Below are 20,141 nucleotides of genomic sequence, written 5' to 3' on the forward strand. Positions count from 1 at the left end.
CTGATTAAGAGTTTCTTCCGCATGTCAGATACAAAGTATATTTTGGCAAGTTCAAAAATAGACTGCCAATACTTTCGGAACGATTAATACCGTACTTGTCGACATAGGTCTTGGCGTAGATATGTTTGGCATGCTCCCAGGCGAACACCAGTGCGGAGACGATGACACCGACGATCACGGCGATCGCCAAGTCGGTGAGCACCGTCACCACCGCTACCAGGATGCCGACGAAGGTGTCAGCCAGTGGGATCTTGCCGAGCAGGCGGAAGCTGGCCCACTCGAAGGTGCCGAGCACCACGATAAACATCACGCCGACCAGCGCTGCCACCGGGATCATCTCGATCAGACTGGAGCCGACCAGGATGAAAGTGAGCAGGAACAGTGCGGCGGAGATGCCGGAGAGACGGCCACGACCGCCGGAGTTGATGTTGATCATGCTCTGACCGATCATCGCGCAGCCGCCCATGCCACCGAACAGACCGTTTACCGTATTCGCCACGCCTTGGCCGATACACTCCTTGTTGCCACGGCCACGGGACTCGGTCAGCTCATCGATCAGGCTCAGGGTCAGCAACGACTCGATCAGCCCCACCGCAGCGAGGATCACGGCGTAGGGCAGGATGATGTAGAGAGTCTCGAAGCTGAACGGCACCATCGGGATATGGAATTCAGGTAGGCCGCCGGCGATGGTGGCCTGCGGATTGCCGGACATGTCGGCCAACACGCCCTGCACAGTGCGGGCGTCCAAATCCAGATAGAAGACCAGCAGGGTGACGCTGACGATCGCCACCAGCGAGGCAGGTAGCGCGCTGGTCAGCTTTGGCAGAAAGTGGATGATCGCCATCGTCAGCACCACCAGCCCGAGCATGATCAGCAGCGGCTCGCCGCTCATCCAGACCAGGTTGCCGCCCGCGTCGGCTACCTGAAACTGCTGCAACTGGGCGAGAAAGATCACGATCGCCAGGCCGTTGACGAAGCCCAGCATCACCGGGTACGGCACCATGCGGATGAACTTGCCGAGCCGTAACACCCCGGAGAGGATCTGGATCAGACCCGCCAGTAGCACCGCTGCGAACAGGTATTCGACGCCATGTTGCGCCACCAGCGAGACCATCACCACTGCCATCGCCCCGGTGGCGCCGGAGATCATGCCAGGCCGGCCGCCGATGATCGAGGTGATGATGCCCATCATGAAGGCGGCATAAAGGCCCACCAGTGGCTCCACCCCGGCGACAAACGCGAAGGCGATGGCTTCTGGAACCAGCGCCAGCGCGACAGTCAGGCCGGAGAGAGTGTCGTTTTTCACGCACTGTCTGCCAGGGCAGGTGAGCTGAAACATGGAGTACCTCTAATGGGATAGAAAGAGGCGGAGAGTCTATCAGAAAACTCTTATATGTCTACAGATAGAGCCTGGCACGAGATCCTGTTTTCCTGCAAGTCTGTAGAGGCAGCGCTTGTGGTGCGAATGCTCGGCAGATGGTGCGTTCGCGCCGCAAGCGACACTCCTACGATCGGATCATTTGGGGATGGGTTGAGTGTAATTATAACTCAACCCCAGCTACCCTTCTCAGCGTCCAGGGCAGGCTGGGGCGGCCTAGGTCTACCGTTTCCAACTGGCAGTGATCTTCAGCCCGCCGCTCGCCGCGCCGGCGAGGATCACTGGGATCGGCTGGCTCTCGCCCTTGAAGCCGATGGTCAGCTCTACCTTCAGCTCGTCAGGACGGTTGCTGACCAGCGCCTCCTGTACAGTATCGGCCACCGCGCTGATCTGGTTGCGCAGCAGACCGATGGCGCTGCTGATATTGTCGCTGAGTTCGGTGGCTTCGGCGCCTACCGGCAGGCCGGTGGGGGCGGCCCCGCTGCCCGGCAGGGCGAGATCACCCTGTTCCATCTCCACCATGATGAGGCGGCCATCGGCTAGTCTGATCGGGGCGATCTTTTCCATTCCTAACTCCTTTTTGTGGATTCGGTGCCGATTATTCCATCTGCGCCTGCGGAATGAAATTCCTAATGGGGGGCACCGCTTGCGGTGCGAATGTTCGGGGGGGAGGGTTCGTGCCGCCAGCGGCGTTCCTACGCGAGGATCAGCAGTGTGTTCAGACCGGGGTGATGGTGGCGATCTGCTGCCCCATCTTCAGCGGCATGCCGGGTTCTAGCTCCTCCACCCACTCTGTCGCATCTTTGCCAAACAGCAGGATCACTGTGGAGCCCATGTTGAAGCGGCCCATCTCCTCGCCCTTCTGCAGGCTGATCGGCTCGGACGCCTCTGACTCGGGGGTGTAGTCCCAATGGCTGGCTTGGTGGGAGCGGGGGGTGACGGTGCCGGCCCAGACGGTGTCGATGCTGGCGACGTTGATCGCTCCCACCAGGATCATCGCCATCGGCCCGATCTCGGTCTCGAACAGACAGACCACCCGTTCGTTGCGGGCGAACAGCCGTGGCACCATGCGCGCGGTGGTGGCGTTGACGCTGAACAGCCGACCGGGCACGTGGATCATTCGCTGCAAGGTTCCGCTGAATGGCATGTGCACCCGGTGGTAGTCGCGTGGCGAGAGGTAGATGGTGGCGAAGTTGCCCTCTTCGAAGCGCTCACTCCACTGGGGGTCGCCGCCGAGCAGTTCCAGCAGCGAGTAGTCGCGCCCCTTGGCCTGGAAGATGTAGCCCTCTTCGATGTCACCACACTGGCTTAGCGCGCCATCGGCAGGGCAGGCGATCGCCTCCGGGGCCTCAGCTACCGGACGGACATCGGGGCGCAGGACGCGGGTGAAGAAGTGGTTGAAGCTACGGTAGCGGCTTGGATCGGGCTCTAGTGCCTCCTCCATCTCGACCCGGTAGAGTTTGATGATATTGCGGATCAGCCAATCCTTGAACGGTTTTATCTCGATGCGGGTGATACGGTAGGTCAGCGCCGATATCAGGTGATGTGGCAGCAGGTATTGCAGGCTGATAAAGAGATAGTCGAGGGGGTTTTTAGTGAAGCGGCGGGAGGGTTCTTCGCGCATGAGGTTACCGGTAGTGGTTGATCAGGGTCTTGATATCCGCAGCGATGCTAGCCCCTTCCTGGAAGGAGGTAAACAGGGCATGGATGCGGCCACCCGGTCCGATCAGAAACAGCGGAGCCTCTTCCTCACCCTGGGTTGCGCCGAAGCGGGCGCGCATTTCCTGTAGGGTCGCCGGGTCGCCCTGCAGAATGAGGAAGCGCTCTCCGATCTGTTCGAGCATCACATGCCGGGCCGGGTCGCTGCCATTATCGATGTAAATGAAGCGGAGTTGCTGTTGCAGCTCCGGCTCGGCGCTGAAGCGATTGTGGACCTGGGTTAGGCGCAGCAGGGGGCTGGGCTGGGCTGTTTGCTCCGCGAAGCTGAGTAGGCTCCAGCTGCCTTCCAGTTGGCTTTGGTCGAAGCGTGTGTCGTCGCGACTGGAGAGCTGAAACTCAGGCAGTGGATGGGGCGGTCGCAGTAGCACCCCGGCGATCGCCGGCAGAGTGTTGTCGGAGTAGCGGTTGCCGGTGTAGTAGGCCATGCCGAAGACGATCAGGCTCAGGGTAAGGAAGACAAAGCGGCGTTGTTTGGAGCTTGGACGTTTTGGCATCGGCTGGGTGGATGTTTAACTGGGTCGGGGCAGTTTAATCCAAACCGGCTCGGATGTGATGATTCAGACTGCGGTCTGGCAGTTGGGGCAGAGGTAGCAGGGCTGCCCGCCCTGGTTGATTTTGACGATGCGGCTAGAGCAACGGTAGCAGGCCAGGCCCTCGCGGCGGAAGAGCTGGAAACGGGCGCTCTCGAAGTTGCTGCCGGCTGCCATCAGCTGCTCTGCCCGCTCGAGGTCGTTAGTAATACCGCCGGTTTCATAAGATTGGCGAGGTAGGTGGATGATCGCCGCTGCCAGCCGGGCGAGTTGTTCGGGGCGGCACTGACTGGGTTTGCTGGTTGGGTGCAGAGCGGCGTGGAATAGGATCTCGCAGCGCAGATAGTTGCCGATGCCGGCGAGAAAGCCCTGGTCGGTGAGAATGCTGCCCAGGCGGCGGTTGCGGAACTGGCGGGATTCGAGCTGCGCCAGCACGGTTTTGACGTCGAGCGTGGGGGCCAGCAGATCGGGCCCCAGCCGGCTGAGAAACGGGTGGCTGAGCAGTTCCTGGTCGTTGAGTACGTCGATCTCCGAGGCGCTGTAGAGCAGCGCGTCGTGACTTTCGGTGGAGATGCGCAGGCGCAGCTGGCGGCGAGTCTCAGGGCGCTCGCCGCGCTGCACACAGTGCCAGCGGCCATAGAGCTGGTTGTGGCTGTAGAGGGTCAGGCCGTTGTCGAAGCGGGTTAGCATCGCCTTGCCGTGGGTGTCGATACGCAGCACACGTTGCCCTGTCAGTGTGGCAGCGAATGGTTGCAGGCGGGGCAGGCCGAACCAGACTTCGCTGGCGATTCGGCCCTTGAGTATCGACTCAACGGCATCGGCGGCGCGGCGGATCTCTGGTCCCTCTGGCATGCCGGGTCAGCTTTCGATCGGCAGGTCGTCCCGGTTGCCCCAGTCGGACCAAGAGCCGGGATAGCCTTTCGCCTGCTTATAGCCCAGATGTTTCAGTACCAACCAAGCGAGCGAGGAGCGGTGGTGGGTCTGGCAGTAAGCGACTACCTCCTTGTCGCTGCTGATGCCGAGGCCCTCCAGCATGCTCCGTAGCTCACTCTCCGGTCTGAGACGTAGGTTGCGGCTGCGGTCCATCAGCTCCAGCCAGTCCAGGTTGGCGGCTCCCGGGATGTGGCCGCCGAACTGGGAGAAGCGCTTGCGGCCGCTGTACTCGTCGCTGTTGCGGGCGTCCCACAGGGCGAGGTCTGGGTTGCCCAGGCGGCTGCTGATGTAGTCGGCCTCTGCTACCACTTCGGGGGTGGTGGTGGCTTTAAACAGGGCGGAGGGCGGCGTGACCGGATTTTGCTCGACCGGGTGTTGCTCGTTGCTCCAGGCGTGCAGACCACCGTTGAGCAGGGAGAATCGTTCGTGCCCCATCGCTGCCAAGGTCCAGAGTAGGCGTGAGGCGTTGCCACCCCCCTCGTCGTCGTAGGCCACCACATGGGTCTGGTTGCCGATGCCGTGGGCACTGAAAACCTGTTCCAGCTGAGCCGTTTCCGGCAGCAGCCCGAAGGTTGGCTTGCGCCCGGCGACGAACCGCCCGTACTGCAGATGGATCGCGCCGGGGATGTGCATTTGCCGGTAGGTAGTCTCCTTGCAGACCGCGACTATCAGCAGCCCCTCGCTGCCGAGTTGCGGTTCGAGCTGGTCCGGTTCGCAGACCAGGGGCAGGTCGATGGCGCTCATCGGGCTGCCAGCACTTTCTGTACTGCTGAGAGTGCGACGCCGCTGTTGATCGGTGCGCCTCTTTCGTTGAGCACCGCCTCTAGGGCGCTGACGCAGAGGAGCACGTTCTCGGCTCGGGCGGCGTGGCCCATCAGGCCGATGCGCCAGACTTTGCCGGCCAGCGCGCCGAGCCCGGCGCCGATCTCCAGATTGAACTCGTTGAGCAGGCGGTCGCGCACCGCGGCGTCGTCCACTCCCTCGGGGATGGTGACGGCGTTCAGTTGTGGCAGCCGGTGAGCTTCATCGACCACGAATGAGAGTCCCATCGCCTCCAGCCCTGCCTTGAGGGCGTTGTGCATTCTGCGATGGCGTGCCCAGGCGTTCTCCAGACCCTCCGCTTCGAGAATGCGCAGTGCCTCATGTAGGCCGTAGAGGGCGTTGATCGGTGCGGTGTGGTGGTAGGCACGTTTGGCGCCGCTGCCCCAGTAGCCCATTACCAGATTCAGGTCGAGGAACCAGCTTTGCACGGTGCTCTGGCGGTTGCGTATCTTCTCCAAGGCGCGTTCGTTGAAGCTGATTGGAGAGAGGCCGGGGGTGCAGGAGAGGCACTTCTGGGTGCCGGAGTAGATGGCGTCTATGTCCCATTCGTCCACCTTCACCGGGGTACCGCCCAGCGAGGTGACGGCGTCGACGATGGTTAGGCAGTCGTGTTGGTGGGCTAGGGCGACCAGCTCGGCGGCGTCTGACTGGGCGCCGGTGGAGGTCTCAGCGTGCACGAAAGCGACGATCTTCGCATCCGGATTGGCCTTCAGCGCATCCTCTAGCTTCTGCGGGTCGACTGCCCGGCCCCACTCATCCTCGACCATCATCGGGGTGCCGCCGCAGCGCTCTACGTTCTCTTTCATGCGACCGCCGAATACGCCGTTCTGGCAGACGATCACCTTGTCACCAGGCTCCACCAGGTTGGCGAAGCAGGTCTCCATGCCGGCGGAACCGGGGGCGGAGACCGGCATGGTTAGCGCGTTTTCGGTCTGGAAGGCGTACTGCAGCATGCTCTTGGTCTGCTCCATCATCTCGATGAAGAGCGGGTCGAGATGACCGATGGTGGAGCGCGACATCGCCTCCAGGATGCGCGGGTGCACATCGGAGGGGCCGGGGCCCATTAGGGTACGTACGGGGGGGTTGAAAGCGGGTGTGGCCATGGTGTGGATGCCTGGTGAAGTCAATGGAAAAGGGGTTGAGTCTATGGCGGCCGAGTATATGTGCGCGTTTTGTGTCGCTGCAAGGGATCACTCCCCTGTTGCCGGCGTGGTTAAGAGGCATCTGGGTGCGCCTTGAAAAAAACGGGTGGGACCCAATTTTGGACACATCAGTGAATTACACCATCCAGGAGATGTGACGATGACTTACATGCACTATCAGCCTCTTGCCATGCTCAATCAGATGACCCGCGAGATGGGGCGCTTGGCCGCGGAGCACAAGCGGGCACAGGTTGCTACCGCCGGGACGGTATCCCGTTGGCAGCCGTCGGTGGATATCCTCGAACAGCAGGAGCGCTTTGTCCTGAGCATGGATCTGCCCGGTGTCGATCCCAACACGCTGGAGATCCAGGTCGAGAAGGGGATTCTGACGGTTTCCGGAGAGCGCAGCCTGCGCAAGGTGGAGGAAGAGGCGGCCAGTTACACTCGGCGCGAGCGGGTTGCAGGCAGCTTCAGCCGTAGCTTCAAATTGCCGGAGACGGCTGATGAGTCGACGATCAGTGCGGCCTCAGAGCATGGGGTGCTGGAGATCGTGATCGCCAAGAAGGCGGAGGCGCAGCCACGCCGGATCAAGATCACTCACTGAGTTTCACTCTCTGACACGCCGCGCTGACAGAAAGCCACCCTGATTGGTGGTTTTCTGTCGGGCGGCGTTTGTCTATGGTGGGGTTGAACCTCAAAAGCCTGGCCGGGAGGAGTTGAAGGTGTCAGAGAAGATCGCAAAATCGGATGCCGACTGGCAGCAACAGCTGAGCCCGGAGCAGTATCGGGTCTGCCGTTGTCAGGGGACGGAGGCGCCCTTTACCGGCAAATTCTACAATCATCATGAAGCGGGTGTTTACAGCTGCAGTTGCTGCGGCAATGAGCTGTTCGACGCCTCTGCCAAGTTTGATTCCGGCAGCGGCTGGCCGAGCTATTTTCAGCCGGTCTCTGCGGATGCGGTGACGGAGCATGCGGATAACAGCCATGGCATGCTGCGGGTGGAGGTGCTGTGTGGCCACTGCGATGCGCACTTGGGCCACGTCTTCTCCGACGGCCCGCCTCCCACCGGGTTGCGCTACTGCATCAACTCGGTTTCCCTCGACTTCAAGCCTGAGTCACCGCCATAAAAAACGGCCCCGAAGGGCCGTTGCTGAGGGGAGGGCGATGGTGGTTACTCTTGGATCTCGCCGCCGATTACCTTGGGTGCTGAAGTCACTGTCGGTACCGGCAGGTCGTTGAGCGTTCCGCTGACTGTACTTGGCAGGGCGGTGGCAGGCTCGGTCAGGCTGAGCGCGCTGCAGTTGCTCATGGCGACCTCGACGAAGGTCTGCTCCACATTCCGTGCCTTGATCGCATACTCGGTGCCGTTCGGACCCATCTGCACCCCATCGGCGATGGCGAAGGCCCGCGTCCAACGATCCGGGTTGCCATTGCCATCGGTGTCGATCGATTCCTCCGGAATACCCCAGAAATCGCCGCTGCCACCATAGTTGAGGCGGAAGGTCTGACCCGCGTAGTCGGTGGTGTCGTGCACCGCGCTGCCGCTGCGGTCATTGGCGTCGCTGTGGGTGTAGGTGAACTCGATCGGCTTGTCGAAGCTCTGCACGACACCGAGTGAGTCAAACACCGTGGTGGTGCGGTTCCAATTGTTGGGGCCGGTCTCCCAGGTGTAGTAGACCGAGTCTTCCGGTAGCTCGTAGACATCCCAGACGTTGGCCAGTGCTGAGGTGTCGGTGAGCATCGCGCCGGTGTCGATCCCCCACTCGCTGCCGGCGGGCAGGTTGGCTGGGTCGGTGCCATCCACCGGGTTGCCGGAGGCATTGTGGACCAGGGTGAGGAAGTTGGCAGCGCTGCTGTCGTTGTTGATGCTGTAGGCGACCGCCTCGGCCACCGAGTTGGGATTGCTGGTGCTCATCGGTGAACCCGGCACCAGGCAGCGGTCGAGGCAGTAGAGGGTGGCGCTGCCGCCAGAGGCGAAGAGTTCGCCGGCGCCGGTCTCGCTGCCGTTCATGATGGTCTGCTCATCATAGGTGATCTCGTTGTCGCCCTGCACAAAGCGTACGCTGCCGCCGAGCTGACTCGACCACATATGCAGGGTGTTCTGTCCTGGCGAGAAGCTGACCAAAACTGGTGCATCGAGGTTGCTGACAACGGGCGGTGCGTCCTGCTGCCAGATCTGGTAGCCGGTGCGGTAGAAGCCGTCGCTGGCTACCCCATCGCTGACGGTGAAATACTCCACCAGCCAGGCGCCATCGGCATTGTTTGGTAGTGGATTTTGCTCGTCGTGGAACTCGAACTGGATGCCATCCAGGGCGCTGATGGCCAGACTCTTGACCTCGTTGCGGATCAACCGGCCGGGGGTCTGCTGCAGGGTATAATCGGTCTGGGTGTCGCTGCTGTAGTCGAATACAGAGATGGTCGCGCCATCCAGATTGGCCGATTCATCCTCATACCAGAGGCCCCAATAACCCACATGGCCGTACTTGCCATCGTAGGTGAAGGAGAGCCCCGAATTGAGACTAAGCGTGGCGCCGCTTGTGTAGTCGAACAGATCGTAGCTCCAGACTGTTTCGTCGATGTTGTTACGGTCGAGGCAGACCTGTGGGGTTAGGCTGTCTTGGCTACCGATGATGAAGTCGGCATCGTAGCTGAGGCGGTAGGTGGCGTTTTCGCCGCCGGGATCGGGGGTCATGGCGGTGCGGGTGATCGCCTGACCAGTGGTTTCGCCCTGCATCTCTACCGAGGCGGCGCGTTCGATCTGCATCGGCCCGAAGCCAAAGTCATCCTCCATCGACTCGAAGAAGGTGAAGCCGTTGAGCCCGCTGCTCACTCCGGCGGTAGATATCTCGCCGCTACCGAAGCTGGCGCCTGATGAGTCTATCATCTGCCAGGTGAGTTGAAACTCACCCATCGGGTTGGTAGCGCTGGGCTCGGCGGTGACCTCGGCACGGGCCTTGATCAGCATGCTGCTGTTGCCTGGGCCCTCCATCTCCGGGATCCAGACGTTGACGATCATCGGATCCTCATTGGAGGCGCGAGTTGAATCGATAATCACCTCGGTGTAGTTGGTAGCATTTTGCCCGCTGGACTGATTCTGGCTGCTGGCGCCCGATTCACCCTGGGAGCATTCATCATCATCCACCAGGGCGATGTAGGCTCCTTGGTCCACAAACTGGTCGGCGCGCATCTGCGAGATGAAGCAGAGGATCTCGTTGGCGGTATTCACCGGCTCGATGGCCGGGTGGTAGGTATGGATATCGGTACTGGCGTTGGCGTAGTCACTGCCGGCATCGTCAAATCTCAGGCCAAGCTCGCCGCGACCGGCGAAGCGCGCGGCGGCAGATCGGGCGCTGCTCGACTCTGCGGCCACCACGTCCACTCGTTCCGGCAGTTCAAGGCCGGAAATCGCTTCGCTAGTGGTGGTCTCTGTGCTCCCGCCACCGCCACAGGCTGTGAGTATCAGAGGCGTTGAGAGGGTAAACAACGCACCATATCGATGTAAAAACTGGTTCATTTGTCGTCTCCATTGGCAAACAAGAACATCTCTCCCATCTTCAGTTCGTGGACCCGAACTGATTGAGACATCGGCGCGTTGGAGAAAACCTGAAGCCGGGATTGAGTGAGGATTGTGATGGAGCAGCTGCGTTACGACAGAAGTCTATTTCAGCGCAGGGGTATACAGGTTGGTGAGTGCGGGGTCTAAGTCGATAGGTTTTTTGGGATGACAAGTGAGTGGATATTCGCGTGGCTGATCCCATCAAAGGCGACCAGCAGGTGGTAATCCTGCTCACTCTCATCGAGCAGAGCCAGGCCCTCGGCCTTGCCGCCGGCAGGCGGTTCGAGCTTGTGCAGCAGGCGGATCTTTCCCTGTCCACTCTGCGGTCGATCGGCGCCTGGCAGCGTGTCTCTGCCATCCCAGTGGAAGATCCGGTAATCCCCTGGTCCCTTGCCATTGGGACCGGCAAGGATCAGGAAGCCGTCGCTGACCCGTGTGATCTCGCGGCAGCCGAGGCCGCCCAGAGTGACGAAGCGCAGTTCATAGTCTGATTGCGGATCATCGAAACGAAACCGCAGGATCGGCACCAGCCCGTCGCGCAACACCGGCCCGCGGAAGGCGGCGTAAAGCCAGCCATCGCGCACTGCGATTCCCTCGATGTCGACACCGTTCTCTTTGCCGGGAATGGCGCTGAATGGCTGCAGCACTGGGTCCCGCCGCAGCAGTTTTCTGAGGCTGATACGCTGCTTCGATTCAATATTACCCTGGCTGTTGATGCGCAGCCGGAACAGCTGGTCGCGACTCTTTTCATGGATGATCGACTTCCCATGTAGTCGCTTCAGGTTCTTTTTATGGCTTTTGGCTGGGTTGAGTTGCTTGCGTTTCAGCGAGTGGGAGCCGATCACATAGATCGATTCACCATCGGAGGCGATGCCTTCGATGTCCAGCTCCCGGCCCTTTTTCCTGGAACCCTTATACAGCAGGATATTGCGGGCCAGCTGATAGTGGCCCTGGCCATCGGCACGAAACAGCTGCAGATAATTTTCGTTGCGCCGCTCGCCGCTGGCCTCATCGGAGCCGATCAGCAGCAGCCCTTGATGACGCCCGATGGCGCTGATGTCCGCCGGTGACTTGAGCTGATTGACCGCGATATTGAACATGCCGGATGCGCCTCTGATACGGGGTCAGTCGGAGAGCTGCTTGAGCCGTTCGGACCAGAGCAGGGTGGCTCCCGCCACTGCCGCCGGCATCGCGACAAAGTTGAGGATCGGCACCATCATCAGCAGGGTCAGGCTGCCGCCAAACGCCAGCGAGGTGAAGCGCGCCTGCTTGAGGCGGCGGTGCTGCTGTTTGAAACGCAGGCCGTGGTTGGCCATTGGATAGTCGCCATACTCCAGTGCCAGAAACCAGGAGGTGAAGGCGATCCACAGGAATGGCGCAGCGATGTTGATCACTGGGATCAGAAACAGGATTAGCAGTGGAATCGCGCGCAGCAGAAAGTAGCCCATCTTGCGCAGCTCGGAGGCGATGGAGGGGAGGATATCCTTCATCACCTGGCCGATGCCAGCGGGCTCCTGGGGCAGCTCGCCGCCGATGAAACGCTCAACCTTCTCTGCCAGCAGGCCGTTGAAGGGGGCGGCGATCAGGTTGGCGATCACCGTGAAGGTGTAGAAGACTACCAGCACCAGGGCGATGGCAAACAGCGGCCAGAGCAGCCAGCGTAGCCAGAAGAGCCAGCTATCCTCCGCCGGCAGAAAGCGCTCCATCAATAGCTCGAACTGGTCGATGCCGAACCAGATCAGCAGGCTGAAGACCAGGATGTTGACCAGCAGCGGGATCAGCACAAACGGGCGCAGCCCCGGTTTGCTGATCAGACTGAGGCCGCGCAGCAGATAGCCGGCGCCGGAGAGGGGGTTGTTTACCATGGTTGAGGATCTTCAATTGAAAACGCCTATGGTAGCAAATGCGACGGTTTCTGCCGTGTGCCTGTAAACTTCCCGTCAGTTGTGCCGAATGTCCTTAATGAGCCTCTGATAAAGTCTGGGCGAAGTCGATTGTGATTCAGAATATCCAGATTCAAGGCGCAAATCGTACGAAATAGCTAGCTATTACAAAGATTTGCAACGCAGAACCTGGATATTCTGAGCGTAAGATACGAGTTCATGACTTGATCCGAGGCTCATTAATGGCGGATGACGCCAGATATGGCAGTAAGTGCCAATAAGGAGACCGCGCATGAAGGGCATTGTATTTTCCAAGTTCATCGAGTTCGTAGAGGAGTGTTTTTCGCCGGAGATGGCAGATGACATCATCGAGTCCTCCGATCTCCCGTCAGGGGGGGCATATACCTCGGTGGGCACCTACGATCACAGGGAGATGCTGCAACTGGTGACCGCATTGAGCGAAAAATCCGGCACACCAGTTCCGGACCTGGTTCGTTCCTTTGGCTGTCACCTGTTTGGCATCTTGGCTGGCGCCTATCCCCAGTTCCTGGAAGGAATCGACTCAAGCCTGGATTTCTTACAGCTGATTGAGAATTACATTCATGTCGAGGTGAGAAAACTCTACCCAGATGCCGAGCTGCCGACCTTCGAGCACTGCTCCCCGTCGGCAAACCAACTGGAACTGATCTATCACTCAAAGCGGCCGCTGGGGGATCTGGCGCACGGGCTAATTGAGGGATGTGCCGCCCACTTCGGCGATACCCTCTCCATTGAACGGGAAGAGTTGCTGGTGGAAGAGGGAACCTCCATCCGTTTTCTGCTGACCCGCCAGGTGTAACGAATGGATGAACTGACTCGTCTGGAACACCGCTGGCAGCGTGAGCGCAAGGCCCGCCATGAGGCGGAGCGCCTGCTGGAGGAGAAAAGCCTAGAACTCTTCCAGATGAATAACGAATTGGTTGAGCTGGCGGCTAGCCTGACGCACAAGGAGGAGTGGAGTCGCTCCATCCTGGAGGCGGCCGCCGAGGGGGTTATCACCACCGATGAAGGCGGTGCAGTGCAGTTTCTCAACCGGGCGGCGCAATCAATGTTCGGTTACACGCCGGACGAGATCTCCGGAAAGTGCATAAACACACTGTTGCCCGAAGAGCTTCTGAACTGCCCTTTCGCCAAGTCCGATTTGGAGAAAACCGAACCGCTCCTGAGCCTGAGTCATGAGACGCAGGGGCGCAGGAAGGACGGATCGGTGTTTCCGGCCGAATTGACGACCAGTATCGCTCACCCTGGAACCGAGCGAATCGTCATCGCCGTTGTACGTGACATTACGGAACGAAAACAGGCGGAGAAGAGACTGGAAATGACCAATCGGCAGATCCAGTTGATTCTGGAAACGGTGGTTGAGGGGATCTTTGGCGTAGACTGCGAGGGAAATTTTACCTTTATCAACTCCGCGGCCAGCAAGATGCTGGGATGGAGCCAGCAGGAGCTGATCGGGCAGCACAGTCACGAGTTGATGCACCATACCCACAACAACGGCTCACGCCACCTCGCTGAGGAGTGCCCCATCTACACGACGTTCCGAGAAGGCAAGGGAAACACCATCCTGGAAGATCTGTTCTGGTGCAAGGACGGCACATCCCTTCCAGTGGAATACGTCAGCCGACCGATATGGGAAGAAGAGAGAATAGTGGGAGCAGTCATCTCCTTCCGTGACATCACGGAACGTATAGAGGCCGAACGGGAGCGGCAGAAGATGGAGATCCAACTGCACAACGCCCAGAAGTTGGAGGCCATCGGCCAACTCGCCGCCGGCATCGCCCATGAGATCAATACCCCGACCCAGTATGCCAGCGACAACACCCGTTTTTTGCAGGATGCCTATGCGGATATCATCAAACTCGTCTCCCTGCAGGAACGCAGCATCGCAGCACTGACTAGCGGTGACCCGCTAGCGGCGCAGCTGGTCGCCGAGGCCGCTGCGCAGGCTGAGACGATCGAAATCGATTACCTGAAAGAGGAGATCCCCCTGGCGGTTGAGCAGACCCTGGGCGGGCTTGAACGCGTCACCAAGATTGTGCGGGCGATGAAGGAGTTCTCTCATCCCGGCGTAGAGGAGAAGACCTTTGTAGACCTCAATAGCGCCATTCAGAGCACTATCGATGTGTCTCGCAATGAGTGGAAATACCACGCTGAGCTGGAGACCGTGTTTGACCCTGAACTTCCTGCGGTCCGCTGCCTTCCCGGGGAGATCAACCAGGCCATTCTGAACATCATCGTCAACGCCGCCCACGCCATCGCCGATAGGCGCAAGGAATGCCCAGATGAGAAAGGGTTCATCCGGATCGCCACCCGCAAGAGGGGCGATTATGCCGAGATCAGCATCAGTGATAATGGAGGGGGCATCCCGGAAGAGATACTGCCACGCATATTCGACCCCTTTTTCACGACCAAGGGGGTGGGTAAGGGAACGGGCCAGGGCTTGTCGATCACCTACTCTGCGGTGGTGGATAAACACAACGGAACCATAGAGGTGGATTCCAGCGTAGGGGAAGGCACCACCTTTATCATTCGTCTGCCCATCGACGGTAAAACTGGACAGAAAAACGATGCGCCGTGAACCCATCCCTGTGGGTTTGGCTGCGGCATCCCTGCCGTAGATACCCACGGATCGCCCCACCAAGCCTGGCTCCAGGTGAATCTGACAAAGTAGAAGAGTCTCCTTAAGGCTTTCTCACACTTTTATGGTTAGAATGCGCGGCCATTTTTGCAGCAGAGAGCAGAATCAAAGATGAAATATGTCGGTGCCCATGTGAGTGCCTCTGGCGGTGTGCAGAATGCCCCGTTGAATGCTGGGAAGATCGGCGCCAAGGCGTTTGCCCTGTTCACCAAGAACCAACGCCAGTGGCGTGCCAAGCCGCTGACTGATGAGGTGATCGAGGGTTTTCAGCAGAACCTGCAGCAGGTCGGTATCAATCCGGCGCAGGTGCTACCCCACGACAGCTACCTGATCAACCTGGGCCACCCGGAGCCGGAGGGGCTGGAGAAGTCGCGCAACGCCTTTATCGATGAGATACAGCGTTGTCAGCAGCTTGGCCTCAAGCTACTCAACTTCCACCCAGGTGCGACCCTGCGCAAGATCGACGAGCCGGCGAGCCTGGAGCGGGTCGCTGAGTCGATCAACATCGCCCTGGCGCAGACCGAGGGGGTGACGGCGGTGATCGAAAATACCGCCGGCCAGGGCTCCACCCTGGGTTACCGCTTCGAGCACCTGGCGCAGATCATCGACAGGGTGGAGGATAAATCCCGGGTCGGTGTCTGTCTCGACACCTGCCACACCTTTGTTGCCGGCTACGATCTGCGCACCGCCGAGGCCTGCGAGGCGAGCTTCGCTGAGTTCGAGCGCATCGTTGGTTTCGATTATCTGCGCGGCATGCACATCAACGACAGCAAGCCGGAGCTGGGCCAGCGGGTTGATCGCCACCACAGCCTGGGGCAAGGCAAGATTGGCTGGGAATGCTTCCGCTACATCATGAACGACCCACGCTTCGATGATATTCCGATGGTGCTGGAGACCATCGACGATACCCTCTGGGCGGAGGAGATCCAGGCCCTCTATGGGCTGATTGCCTGATTGGGGTTTCTGCTTCCCGCTCTGCATCTATGCTTAGGGTTGATCGCCTTTTGTGGAGGCGATTATCACAAGCCCCTTTGTAAACGATAGATTGCAGACAGGTGATCATGGGTTGGGAAGCCCTCTTCAGTCTCGCCAGCGTGCTCTTCTGCTTTGGCATGATGGCGTTCACCCGGGTCTCTCCCGACCTGATCACCAGTGCCGCGTTGACCTTGTTATTGCTCGCCGGTGTGGTTAGCCCCGAGCAGGCGCTGGCGGGCTTTGCCAACCAAGGGATGCTGACGGTAGCGGTGCTCTACGTGGTGGTCAGCGGCCTGACCGAGACTGGCGCGGTGGGCTGGATCGGCCAGACCCTGCTGGGTCGGCCCCGCTCCATCCGCCATGCCCAGTGGCGGCTGATGCTGCCGGTGGCGGCGCTCAGCGCCTTTCTCAACAATACCCCGGTGGTGGCGGTGTTCATTCCGGCGCTGCAGGAGTGGGCTCGTCGTCATCGCCTGCAGCTCTCCAGACTATTGATTCCGCTCAGCTTCGCCAGCATCGCCGGTGGCACTTGCACCCTGATCGGCAGCAGTACCAATCTGCTGGTGAACGGTCTGATGCTGGAGCAGTCCGGCAGCGGCCTGGCGCTATTCGATCTGCTCTGGATCGGTCTGCCGGTGAGCCTGGCGGTGTTGCTGTTTGTGCTGCTGATGGGGGGCTGGCTGCTGCCCAACCGCAGCTCGGCGATGGAGGAGTTTGCCGATGTGCGCGCCTACACGGTGGAGATGCAGGTAGAGGCCGGCTCGCCGCTGCCGGGTCGATCAATCGACGAGGCGGGGCTGCGACAGCTGCCAAGGCTGTTTCTGGCGGAGATCGAACGGGAGGGAGGCGTGCTGCCGGCGGTCTCGTCGAAAGAGCGGCTGCAGGCGGGTGACCGTCTGCTGTTTGTCGGGGCACGGGATTCGGTGGTGGATCTGCAGCGGATCCACGGCCTGTTGCCCGCCACCAACCAGCTCTTCAAGCTCAATGATGAGCGTCCGGAGCGCCGCTTCATCGAGGTGGTGGTCTCCAGCCGGCACCCTCTGGTGGGGCGCACGGTGCGCGAGGGACGCTTCCGCAATCGCTACAATGCGGTGATTATCGCCCTGGCGCGCAACGGTGAGCGGCTTGATGGCAAGCTCGGCGATCAGCGGCTGCAGGCGGGGGATACCCTGTTGCTGGAGGCGCGCCCCTCGTTTCTGGAACAGCAGCGCAATGCCCAGGATTGGCTGTTGATCAGCCCGGTGGGGGAGTCGCACCCGCTGCAACATGAACGCGCCCCGCTCGCCCTGGGGATTGTGCTGTTGATGGTCGTGCTGGTGGGGTTGGGCTGGCTCAGCATGTTGAAGGGGGCGTTGCTGGCGGCGGGGCTGATGATCCTGACCCGTTGCACCCGCGGTCAGGTGGCCCGGCGTTCCCCCGACTGGCAGGTGCTGGTGGTGATCGCCACCTCCTTCGGTATCGGTGCAGCGCTGCAGCAGAGCGGAGCGGCGCTGTTTGTCGCCCAGGGGCTGATGGGGCTGGCGGGTGGCGAGCCCTGGCTGGCGCTGACGCTGGTGTTTGGGATCACCGCTCTGTTGACCGCCCTGGCCACCAACAATGTGGCGGCGGTGCTGATGTTCCCCATCGCCCTGGCAGCGGCCCAGCAGCTGCAGGTGAGCCTGCTGCCCTTTGCCATTACCATCATGGTGGCGGCCTCCGCCTCCTTCGCCACCCCGATCGGCTATCAGACCAACCTGATGGTCTATAATGCCGGCGGCTACCGCTTTCAGGACTTTCTGCGGATCGGATTGCCGCTGACCCTGTTGGTGGGGCTGGTGACGCTGCTGCTGGTGCCGCTGGTCTGGCCGTTCTGATTACTTTTTGCGTGCCTTGGTGAAGGCTGCAGCCATCGCTCCCCCTGCCTGCGGTTGCGGTTGGTTGTCACGCTTTGTGCGGCGCGGGGCGTTGGCCGGGGCCTTTTGCCGCCCATCCCGACGCGGCTCCCGCTCGGCCCGTTCCTGCAGCCGCATGCTCAAGCCGACCCGCTTGCGTTCCAAGTCCACCTCCATCACCTTGACTTTCACCAGATCCCCCGCCTTGACCACCTCCCGCGGGTCTTTAATAAAGCGGTCGGCGAGCTGGGAGATGTGCACCAGGCCGTCTTGATGCACGCCGATGTCGACGAAGGCACCGAAGTTGGTGACGTTGGTAATCACCCCCTCTAGCACCATATCGGGCAGCAGGTCGTTGAGGGTCTCCACTCCCTCTTTGAAACTGGCGGTCTTGAATTCGGGGCGTGGGTCGCGGCCGGGTTTCTCTAGTTCACCGATGATGTCGGTCACTGTCGGCAGGCCGAAGCGCTCGTCGGTGAAGTCGGCCGGTTGCAGCCGCTTCAGTGCCTCATGGTTGCCGATTAGTGAGGTCACCGACAGCTTGGTCTGCTCCAGGATGCGCTTGACGACCGGATAGGCCTCAGGATGCACCGCCGAGTTGTCGAGGGGATTGCTGCCGTTCATCACCCGCAGAAAGCCCGCCGCCTGCTCGAATGCCTTGGGGCCGAGGCGCGATACCTTCAGCAGCGTCTTGCGCTCGCTAAAGGCGCCGTGTTGATTGCGAAACTGCACGATGTTCTCCGCCAGGCTTGGAGTGAGGCCGGAGACCTGGCTCAGCAGCGGCGCCGAGGCGGTATTGAGGTCGACCCCGACGGCGTTGACGCAATCCTCCACCACCGCATGCAGGGAGCGGGAGAGGCGGCTCTGGTTGACGTCGTGCTGGTACTGGCCGACGCCGATCGCTTTGGGTTCGATCTTCACCAGCTCGGCCAACGGATCCTGCAGGCGGCGGGCGATGGAGACTGCGCCACGCAGTGAGACATCCAGCTCCGGCATCTCTTTGGAGGCGAGCTCCGAGGCGGAGTAGACCGAGGCGCCGGCCTCGCTCACCATCAGCTTCTGCAGCTTCAGTTCCGGATGTTTTTTGATCAGTTCGGCGGTCAGCTTGTCGGTCTCTCGGGAGGCGGTGCCGTTGCCGATCGCCACCAGCTCTGCCGAATATTGTTTGGCCATCGCTGCCAGAGTGGCAATCGACCGGTCCCACTGCTTTTTCGGCGCATGCGGGTAGATGGTGTCGGTGGCCACCACCTTGCCGGTGGTGTCGATCATCGCCACTTTGACCCCGGTGCGCAGCCCAGGATCGAGGCCGATGGTCGCCTTGGGGCCGGCGGGAGCGGCCAGCAGCAGGTCGTGTAGGTTGCTGGCGAAGACCCGGATTGCCTCCTCCTCGGCGCGCTCACGCAGCTGCGCGAGCAGCTCCAGTTCCAGCTTCAGGGAGAGCTTGATCCGCCAGGCCCAGCGCACAGTCTCGGTGAGCCAGGCATCGGCGGCGCGTCCCTGCTGGGCGATGCCCTGGGAGGCGGCGATGAGGCTTTCGCAGATGCTTGGTTCTCCCTCTGCCTCGCCGCTGCCGAGATGCAGGTTGAGCACTCCCTCGTTGCGGCCGCGGAATAGCGCCAGGGCGCGGTGGGAGGGGATCTTACCGATCGCCTCCGCGTAGTCGAAGTAGTCGGAGAATTTCTTCCCCTCCTGCTCTTTGCCCTTGACCACCTGGGAGCTGAGTATGCCGTTATTCTGCATCTGTTCACGCAGCCGGCCAATCAATGTCGCATCTTCGGCACAGCGCTCTATCAGGATTTGGCGTGCGCCGTCCAGCGCTGCCTTGCTGTCGAGCACGCCCTTGTCGGCATCGATATAGTCGGCGGCGGTCGCTTCGGGATCGAGATTCGGGTCTTGCAGCAGCCCCAGAGCGAGGGGCTCCAGGCCGGCCTCGCGGGCAATCTGCGCCTTGGTGCGCCGTTTCGGCTTGTAGGGAAGGTAGAGATCCTCCAGGCGGGTCTTGGTCTCTGCCGCCCTGATCTCTTGTTCCAGCTCCAGGGTGAGTTTTTCTTGCTCGCTTATGCTCTTAAGGATGGTTTCTCGACGCTCTTCCAGCTCCCGCAGATAGCCGAGTCGCTCTTCCAGATGACGTAGCTGGATGTCGTCAAGTCCACCGGTGGCCTCTTTGCGGTAGCGTGCGATGAACGGCACGGTAGCGCCCTCGTCTAGGAGTTTAATGGCGGCATCAACCCGCTGAACTGTGACCTTTAACTCAGTGGCTATACGGCGAAAGATGGTATTCATATTGTCAGACACGCGGGAGTGGAAAGCGCGCAACTCTACCTCGCCGGACGGGGAGTGAAAAGCTTGTTAAGGAGCCTCTGAACGAATCGTGAACTTGCATATTGGATCTAGAATCCGTGCTTTGTCGTTGCTGATCTTCGCAATAGCCTGCTATTACGTGTGATCAGAGCCTCAAATCGATGAATTCTGAAACCCAATCTGCTTCGCTCAGGTTCATTCAGCGGCTCATTAACGATCAGAGTTGACGCGTGTGTTGGATGGCAATGTCTAGTAAGGAAACGTCTCGTTGGGGGTGGCGGCCAGTTTGCTATGGTTGTTCACCAGCGTGATTACGAGTCGGGTTCGCCCGTTTGCAATAGAGAAAAATCACAA

At 60.6% G+C, this 20,141-nt stretch carries 16 protein-coding genes and 1 pseudogene; 6 read left to right on the top strand and 11 right to left on the bottom strand.

Annotation, left to right across the window (positions count from 1 at the left end):
- Positions 1–49 precede the first annotated feature (49 nt).
- The 7 genes and pseudogenes from Ga0074115_RS12905 to Ga0074115_RS12935 all read right to left on the bottom strand — a co-directional run.
- Positions 50–1,339, bottom strand: a pseudogene (locus Ga0074115_RS12905) (SulP family inorganic anion transporter); the annotation flags it as partial.
- A 261-nt stretch (positions 1,340–1,600) separates the two neighbouring features.
- Complete coding sequence (locus Ga0074115_RS12910; RefSeq protein WP_057957137.1) at positions 1,601–1,945, bottom strand: CU044_2847 family protein; 345 nt, start codon at positions 1,943–1,945, stop codon at positions 1,601–1,603.
- Positions 1,946–2,096: 151 nt separating this feature from the next.
- A complete protein-coding gene (gene asd / locus Ga0074115_RS12915) occupies positions 2,097–3,002 on the bottom strand; it encodes an archaetidylserine decarboxylase (protein ID WP_057957138.1) in 906 nt (301 codons plus the stop codon).
- 4 nt (positions 3,003–3,006) lie between these two features.
- Positions 3,007–3,591 carry an SCO family protein gene (locus Ga0074115_RS12920; RefSeq protein WP_057957139.1) on the bottom strand — a complete coding sequence of 195 codons (585 nt, stop codon included), beginning with the start codon at positions 3,589–3,591 and terminating at the stop codon, positions 3,007–3,009.
- A 63-nt stretch (positions 3,592–3,654) separates the two neighbouring features.
- Entirely contained in the window at positions 3,655–4,479 is an 825-nt protein-coding gene (gene nei, locus Ga0074115_RS12925) for an endonuclease VIII (RefSeq protein WP_057957140.1), read from the bottom strand.
- Between the two features lie 6 nt (positions 4,480–4,485).
- Positions 4,486–5,304, bottom strand: a complete 819-nt coding sequence (locus tag Ga0074115_RS12930; protein WP_057957141.1) for a sulfurtransferase — start codon at positions 5,302–5,304, stop codon at positions 4,486–4,488.
- A complete protein-coding gene (locus Ga0074115_RS12935) occupies positions 5,301–6,485 on the bottom strand; it encodes a pyridoxal-phosphate-dependent aminotransferase family protein (RefSeq protein ID WP_060528596.1) in 1,185 nt (394 codons plus the stop codon). Before Ga0074115_RS12935 ends, Ga0074115_RS12930 begins: the two co-directional genes overlap by 4 nt.
- Before the next feature lie 199 nt (positions 6,486–6,684).
- Between Ga0074115_RS12935 and Ga0074115_RS12940 the strand changes: the two genes are divergently transcribed.
- Both Ga0074115_RS12940 and msrB read left to right on the top strand, forming a co-directional pair.
- Positions 6,685–7,128: an Hsp20/alpha crystallin family protein gene (locus Ga0074115_RS12940; protein WP_057955706.1), complete on the top strand. Its 444-nt coding sequence runs from the start codon at positions 6,685–6,687 to the stop codon at positions 7,126–7,128.
- Between the two features lie 118 nt (positions 7,129–7,246).
- Positions 7,247–7,651 (top strand): peptide-methionine (R)-S-oxide reductase MsrB, encoded by a 405-nt coding sequence (gene msrB / locus Ga0074115_RS12945; protein ID WP_006474801.1) that lies wholly within the window; start codon positions 7,247–7,249, stop codon positions 7,649–7,651.
- Between the two features lie 44 nt (positions 7,652–7,695).
- Here msrB and Ga0074115_RS12950 read toward each other — a convergent pair whose 3' ends face one another.
- The 3 genes from Ga0074115_RS12950 to cysZ all read right to left on the bottom strand — a co-directional run bounded on the left by Ga0074115_RS12950 (position 7,696) and on the right by cysZ (position 11,945).
- On the bottom strand, positions 7,696–10,038 hold the full coding sequence (locus Ga0074115_RS12950) for a hypothetical protein (RefSeq protein WP_057955707.1): 2,343 nt from the start codon (positions 10,036–10,038) through the stop codon (positions 7,696–7,698).
- 185 nt (positions 10,039–10,223) lie between these two features.
- The gene (locus Ga0074115_RS12955) at positions 10,224–11,180 is read right to left on the bottom strand and encodes a DUF3616 domain-containing protein (RefSeq protein ID WP_057955708.1); all 957 of its coding nucleotides are present in this window, start codon (positions 11,178–11,180) and stop codon (positions 10,224–10,226) included.
- Positions 11,181–11,204: 24 nt separating this feature from the next.
- The gene (gene cysZ / locus Ga0074115_RS12960) at positions 11,205–11,945 is read right to left on the bottom strand and encodes a sulfate transporter CysZ (RefSeq protein ID WP_057955709.1); all 741 of its coding nucleotides are present in this window, start codon (positions 11,943–11,945) and stop codon (positions 11,205–11,207) included.
- Positions 11,946–12,255: 310 nt separating this feature from the next.
- On the opposite strand from cysZ, the gene Ga0074115_RS12965 reads away from it, so the two are divergent.
- From Ga0074115_RS12965 to Ga0074115_RS12980, 4 genes are all read left to right on the top strand, one after another.
- On the top strand, positions 12,256–12,801 hold the full coding sequence (locus Ga0074115_RS12965) for a heme NO-binding domain-containing protein (protein WP_057955710.1): 546 nt from the start codon (positions 12,256–12,258) through the stop codon (positions 12,799–12,801).
- A gap of 3 nt (positions 12,802–12,804) precedes the next feature.
- A complete protein-coding gene (locus Ga0074115_RS12970; protein ID WP_057955711.1) occupies positions 12,805–14,580 on the top strand; it encodes a PAS domain S-box protein in 1,776 nt (591 codons plus the stop codon).
- A 171-nt stretch (positions 14,581–14,751) separates the two neighbouring features.
- Positions 14,752–15,594: a deoxyribonuclease IV gene (gene nfo / locus Ga0074115_RS12975; protein ID WP_057955712.1), complete on the top strand. Its 843-nt coding sequence runs from the start codon at positions 14,752–14,754 to the stop codon at positions 15,592–15,594.
- Positions 15,595–15,701: 107 nt separating this feature from the next.
- Positions 15,702–17,468, top strand: coding sequence for an SLC13 family permease (locus Ga0074115_RS12980; RefSeq protein WP_057955713.1), 1,767 nt, complete (start codon positions 15,702–15,704; stop codon positions 17,466–17,468).
- Here the strand turns inward: Ga0074115_RS12980 and Ga0074115_RS12985 are convergent, their stop codons facing one another.
- Positions 17,469–19,769 carry a Tex family protein gene (locus Ga0074115_RS12985; RefSeq protein WP_057955714.1) on the bottom strand — a complete coding sequence of 767 codons (2,301 nt, stop codon included), beginning with the start codon at positions 19,767–19,769 and terminating at the stop codon, positions 17,469–17,471. It abuts the gene before it with no gap.
- Between the last annotated feature and the right edge of the window lie 372 nt (positions 19,770–20,141).

Origin of the sequence: endosymbiont of Ridgeia piscesae (genome assembly GCF_001443665.1) — a bacterium.
Classification (GTDB): Bacteria; Pseudomonadota; Gammaproteobacteria; order Chromatiales; family Chromatiaceae; genus Endoriftia; species Endoriftia persephonae.

Excerpts from the sequence above, each read along its gene's own strand:
- Ga0074115_RS12910 (WP_057957137.1), bottom strand. The coding sequence starts at position 1,945 with ATGGAAAAGATCGCCCCGATCAGACTAGCCGATGGCCGCCTCATCATG.
- asd (WP_057957138.1), bottom strand. The coding sequence starts at position 3,002 with ATGCGCGAAGAACCCTCCCGCCGCTTCACTAAAAACCCCCTCGACTAT.
- Ga0074115_RS12920 (WP_057957139.1), bottom strand. The coding sequence starts at position 3,591 with ATGCCAAAACGTCCAAGCTCCAAACAACGCCGCTTTGTCTTCCTTACC.
- nei (WP_057957140.1), bottom strand. The coding sequence starts at position 4,479 with ATGCCAGAGGGACCAGAGATCCGCCGCGCCGCCGATGCCGTTGAGTCG.
- Ga0074115_RS12930 (WP_057957141.1), bottom strand. The coding sequence starts at position 5,304 with ATGAGCGCCATCGACCTGCCCCTGGTCTGCGAACCGGACCAGCTCGAA.
- Ga0074115_RS12935 (WP_060528596.1), bottom strand. The coding sequence starts at position 6,485 with ATGGCCACACCCGCTTTCAACCCCCCCGTACGTACCCTAATGGGCCCC.
- Ga0074115_RS12940 (WP_057955706.1), top strand. The coding sequence starts at position 6,685 with ATGACTTACATGCACTATCAGCCTCTTGCCATGCTCAATCAGATGACC.
- Ga0074115_RS12950 (WP_057955707.1), bottom strand. The coding sequence starts at position 10,038 with ATGAACCAGTTTTTACATCGATATGGTGCGTTGTTTACCCTCTCAACG.
- Ga0074115_RS12955 (WP_057955708.1), bottom strand. The coding sequence starts at position 11,180 with ATGTTCAATATCGCGGTCAATCAGCTCAAGTCACCGGCGGACATCAGC.
- cysZ (WP_057955709.1), bottom strand. The coding sequence starts at position 11,945 with ATGGTAAACAACCCCCTCTCCGGCGCCGGCTATCTGCTGCGCGGCCTC.
- Ga0074115_RS12965 (WP_057955710.1), top strand. The coding sequence starts at position 12,256 with ATGAAGGGCATTGTATTTTCCAAGTTCATCGAGTTCGTAGAGGAGTGT.
- Ga0074115_RS12970 (WP_057955711.1), top strand. The coding sequence starts at position 12,805 with ATGGATGAACTGACTCGTCTGGAACACCGCTGGCAGCGTGAGCGCAAG.
- nfo (WP_057955712.1), top strand. The coding sequence starts at position 14,752 with ATGAAATATGTCGGTGCCCATGTGAGTGCCTCTGGCGGTGTGCAGAAT.
- Ga0074115_RS12980 (WP_057955713.1), top strand. The coding sequence starts at position 15,702 with ATGGGTTGGGAAGCCCTCTTCAGTCTCGCCAGCGTGCTCTTCTGCTTT.
- Ga0074115_RS12985 (WP_057955714.1), bottom strand. The coding sequence starts at position 19,769 with ATGAATACCATCTTTCGCCGTATAGCCACTGAGTTAAAGGTCACAGTT.